The sequence below is a fragment of the Nocardioides sp. CPCC 206348 genome (assembly GCF_048654705.1).
Taxonomy (GTDB): domain Bacteria; phylum Actinomycetota; class Actinomycetes; order Propionibacteriales; family Nocardioidaceae; genus Nocardioides.
The window spans coordinates 1-3,879 of record NZ_JBMCZA010000217.1; the positions used below are offsets into that span (position 1 = coordinate 1).

4 protein-coding genes and 1 pseudogene are annotated in these 3,879 nt (G+C 72.6%); 2 read left to right on the forward strand and 3 right to left on the reverse strand.

Annotated features, from left to right (window positions below; all coding sequences use genetic code 11):
- The 3 genes and pseudogenes from ACOADB_RS23725 to ACOADB_RS23735 all read right to left on the reverse strand — a co-directional run.
- Positions 1-209, reverse strand: a pseudogene (locus ACOADB_RS23725) (citramalate synthase); the annotation flags it as partial.
- Positions 210-353: 144 nt separating this feature from the next.
- Entirely contained in the window at positions 354-2,072 is a 1,719-nt protein-coding gene (locus ACOADB_RS23730; RefSeq protein WP_378604935.1) for a serine/threonine-protein kinase, read from the reverse strand.
- A 54-nt stretch (positions 2,073-2,126) separates the two neighbouring features.
- On the reverse strand, positions 2,127-2,528 hold the full coding sequence (locus tag ACOADB_RS23735; protein WP_378604577.1) for an MmcQ/YjbR family DNA-binding protein: 402 nt from the start codon (positions 2,526-2,528) through the stop codon (positions 2,127-2,129).
- A 50-nt stretch (positions 2,529-2,578) separates the two neighbouring features.
- On the opposite strand from ACOADB_RS23735, the gene ACOADB_RS23740 reads away from it, so the two are divergent.
- Both ACOADB_RS23740 and ACOADB_RS23745 read left to right on the forward strand, forming a co-directional pair.
- Positions 2,579-3,349 carry an alpha/beta fold hydrolase gene (locus ACOADB_RS23740; RefSeq protein ID WP_378604582.1) on the forward strand — a complete coding sequence of 257 codons (771 nt, stop codon included), beginning with the start codon at positions 2,579-2,581 and terminating at the stop codon, positions 3,347-3,349.
- A 9-nt stretch (positions 3,350-3,358) separates the two neighbouring features.
- Positions 3,359-3,879 (forward strand): AfsR/SARP family transcriptional regulator (locus tag ACOADB_RS23745; RefSeq protein WP_420281237.1); only part of this gene is annotated, 521 nt, incomplete at its 3' end.

A 3,879-nucleotide genomic window follows, 5' to 3' on the forward strand; every position in this document is an offset into this window, starting at 1 on the left:
GCGCGCCGGAAGAACTCGGTGTCCTTCGGGTTCGCGCCGGGCCAGCCGCCCTCGATGAAGCCCACGCCGAGTCCGTCCAGGTGGCGGGCGATCGCGAGCTTGTCAGCGACAGTCGGGTTGAGACCCTCCTGCTGCATGCCGTCGCGCAGCGTCGTGTCGTAGACGTGGAACGCGCCGTGCAGGTCGAGCGGCTGGTCGAGCTGGTTCATCGAATCCCTCTGTTGGTCATGACCCGGGCAAAACAAAAGCCTCCCGAGAACGAGAGGCTGGCGCGTCCGACGTGCGGACGCGCTACGTAATGATCGTGGTGCTGGTCACGGACCCAGTTTGCCACGAAACGTCGGAGCGCCGGGTCAGAGTCCGAAAGGCCCGTTCGCCCACGGGACCCAGTTGGTGCCCTGGCCGGCCACCAGCACGCCGAGGACTGCCGAGACCGCCAGCAGTCCCGCGCAGCAGAACAGCCACGGCAGCGTCGGGCGGCACACGGGATACAGCACCCGCGCGATCGGCGAGCGGAACCGGCTCGCGCCCGGCCCCGACCACAGCGCCACCCCCAGGGTCGCGCCGCACGCCATCAGCGTGCTCGGCACGTCGAGGGCCAGTGCGTAGCAGATCAGGCCGGCGGCGAGTCCCAGGCCGGCACTCCACGCCACCAGGACGACGGTTCCGGTGATCGCCCGCACGAGGTGCCACGGGCTGGTCGTGATGAGGCGGAGGCCGTCGTACCACTTGATGCCCCGGACGGTACGACGATCCGCGACCGCCGACGCGGCCAGCGAGCCGGCGCGCAGCAACCACACGGCCACCACCACGACGAGGGTGGCGATCCACGGCGCAGCGGCGAACCCGGCACCGAGCGCGATCGCACCGACACCGATCGCCGTCCAGCGCCGGAGCCGCTCCCCCAGCGGCGCCTTCGGCTGGGGCGCGAACGGCGCGTCCGGATCGAAGCCGTGCGCCTGGTCCCACTCGCGTTCGATCCGGTCCATCGCGGTCGGCGGGGGTGGCAGGTGGACAGCAGGTCCGGGAGCGGTGGGCCGCAGCACCGCACCCGCAGGCGGCCCGATCTCGGTCGGCAGGGCGCGGGTGCCGACCACAGGCGGCGGAGGAGGTGGCGGCGGGGGGACGGCGTCCGCGATCGTCCTCGGCGTCGGCGGAGCAGGCGGAGACGCCTGCCCGGCCAGGGCGAGCGGCAGGGTGAAGTCGTCGTCGACCGCGGCGGGCCCGTCGAACACCCCACCGGGCGGTGGTGCCGGCGGCAGCTCGGGCCGGGTGCTCAACGGTCGGATCCACGCGAGCAACTCCTCGAGCAACGGACGCTCGAGCGGATCGGGGTTGAGCGCCAGCGCGAGCACGTCGGCCAGCGGTTGCTCGATGCCGGACAGGTCGTGCTGGCCGCGGCGGGTGCGGTCCATGATCGCCATCGCCGGTCCGCGGCCGTACGGCGCCCGCCCGGTCGCGGCATAGGCCACGGTGGCAGCCCACGCGTGCACGTCGGCCGCGGGGGTGGCGTCGTCGCCGTACAGGATCTCGGGGGCGAGGTAGCCGGGCGTGCCGAGCAGCCAGCCGGTCTGGGTGAGGCGGATGTCGTCGGCCACGCGCGCCAGGCCGAAGTCGATCAGGATCGGCGTACGCCCCTCCATCAGCACGTTGCCGGGCTTGATGTCGCGGTGGAGCACGCCGACGGCGTGGACCGCTGCGAGTCCCTCGGCCAGGCAGCCGGCCAGCCAGTGCAGGTCCCGGCCCTCGATCGAGCCCTCGGCCGCGACGTGCTCGTGGAGGGTGAGTCCCGGGACGTACCGCGTGACGACGTAGGGGATCTCCGCCCACGGGTCGGCGGCGAGCATCTCGGCCACCCAGGGACTGCGGATCCGGGTCAGCGAGCTGACCTCGCGGGCGAGACGACCGCGGGCCTCCTTGTCGCCGACGATCTGCGGCCGCAGCACCTTGAGCGCCACGCGGCGACCGTCGGAGCCCTGCGCGAGATGGACGATGCCCATGCCGCCCTCACCCAGCTGGGTCAGCAGGGTGTAGTCGCCCACCCGAGTGGGCGGGCCACTCTCGGGTCGCATCGTCACGAAGCGAGATTACCCAGCGGCGCGCGACTTCACCGTCACCTCGCGGCGTCAGCCGCGCGCGTCGAGCTCGGCCACCAGTCGCCGGGGTGCGACCCGCCGGTACGACGCGTCGGCCAGCTCGGCGATCTCCGCCCAGTCGATGCCCGGTGCGGCAAGGTCGATGGCCCGGCCGCCGTACGGCCCGTAGTAGGCAGGTACGAAGAAGCGGTCGTCCTCGTCGATGGCGGGCAGGTCGACGCTGTCGGGCGTGAAGATGAAGGCGCTCGGCACCATCCGGTGGTCACCCGGCCGGAGCTTCTCGGAGCCACCGAACGCCGCGAAGATCTTGCCGGCGCGGAAGGTGGGCCGGCCGTGGCTGACCCTCTCCTCGGCTCCGGGCAGGGCCAGGCAGATCGACCGGAGCTCGCGGAGACCCGGGTCGTCGTCGCTGAACATGATCGGGTGCGCCATGACCGCCAGTGAAGCACCCTCCGCCGACACCGGTCGTGGGACGATGGGCCATGTCGTTCCTGGACCTGGGCGCCGGCGACGCCGTGTTGTTCATCCAGACCGGGCTGGGTGCCGACGAGCTGCTGCCGCTGGCCAGCGAACCTGCCCTGGCCGGACGCCGCCGGGTCCTCCCGCGGCGCCGCGGCTACACCGGCGACGGCCCCGACCTCCCGGGCACGATCGCGCGGGATGCCGCCGACTGCGTCGCGCTGCTGGATTCCCTGCACCTCCCGGCCGTGGACGTCGTCGGCTACTCCTACTCGGCCGCCGTTGCCCTGGAACTGGCACTGCTGGCTCCCACCGCGGTCCGCAGCACCACGCTCATCGAACCGCCACCGCTGATCACCAGCCACCGCGACGAGTTCGTCGGGGTGTGCGTCGACCTGATGTCCCTCTGCGCCGAGCAAGGTCCCTCCGCAGCCCTGGAGGCCTTCTGGGACCGGACCACGACGCCCGACTGGTGGGCGGCGCTCGAACCCCACGTGCCCGACGCCCGCGCGCAGATGCGTCGCGACGCCCGCACGTTCTTCGAGCAGGACCTTCCTGCGCTGCTGGGGTGGACCTTCACGGCCGAGGACGCCCGCCGGATCAGCTCGCCCGTGCTGCACGTGGGTGCAGGCGACAGCGGCCCGTGGTGGGCGCAGGTGCGGACCACGGTGCTCGGCTGGTTCCCGGGCGCCACCGACGTCGTCGTACCCGGGGCCGATCACGGACTGGTCGTGACGCACCCGGCCGAGGTCTCCGCAGCGCTCATCGACTTCTGGTGTGCCGGACCCTCCTAGACTGCCGATGTGCCCGGCCGCCTGACGCTCCTCGACGGCGTGCGGTGGGACGGCAGGACGATTCCGGGTGATCGCGCGCAGGCGCTGCTCGCAGCGCTGGTCGACGCTGGTCGCACCGTGCACACCGATCGCCTGGTCGACCTGGTCTGGGACGAGAACGTTCCTGCGAACCCGGCCAAGGCCCTGCAGGTGCTGGTGTCACGGGTCCGGTCCACCATCGGTGCGGACACGCTCCTGACCGACGGCGACGGCTACCGACTCCAGATCGCTCCGACCCTGGTCGATGCCCTGCACCTGGGGCGCTGCGCACAGCTCGCGCGTGCAGCCCTGGCGGAGGACCCGGCGGCCGCTCTCCGCCACGCCGAGGAGGCGCTCGCCCTCGCACCCGACGGTGTCGCGGAGACTGATCGCGGCCCCCTCGCCGACGTACGACGACGCGCCCGGATCGACCTGCACGCAGCTGCCATGGTGCGAGCCCGCGCCCTCGAACGATCGGGTCGGCACGCCGAAGCACTCCCTGCGCTGGAGGC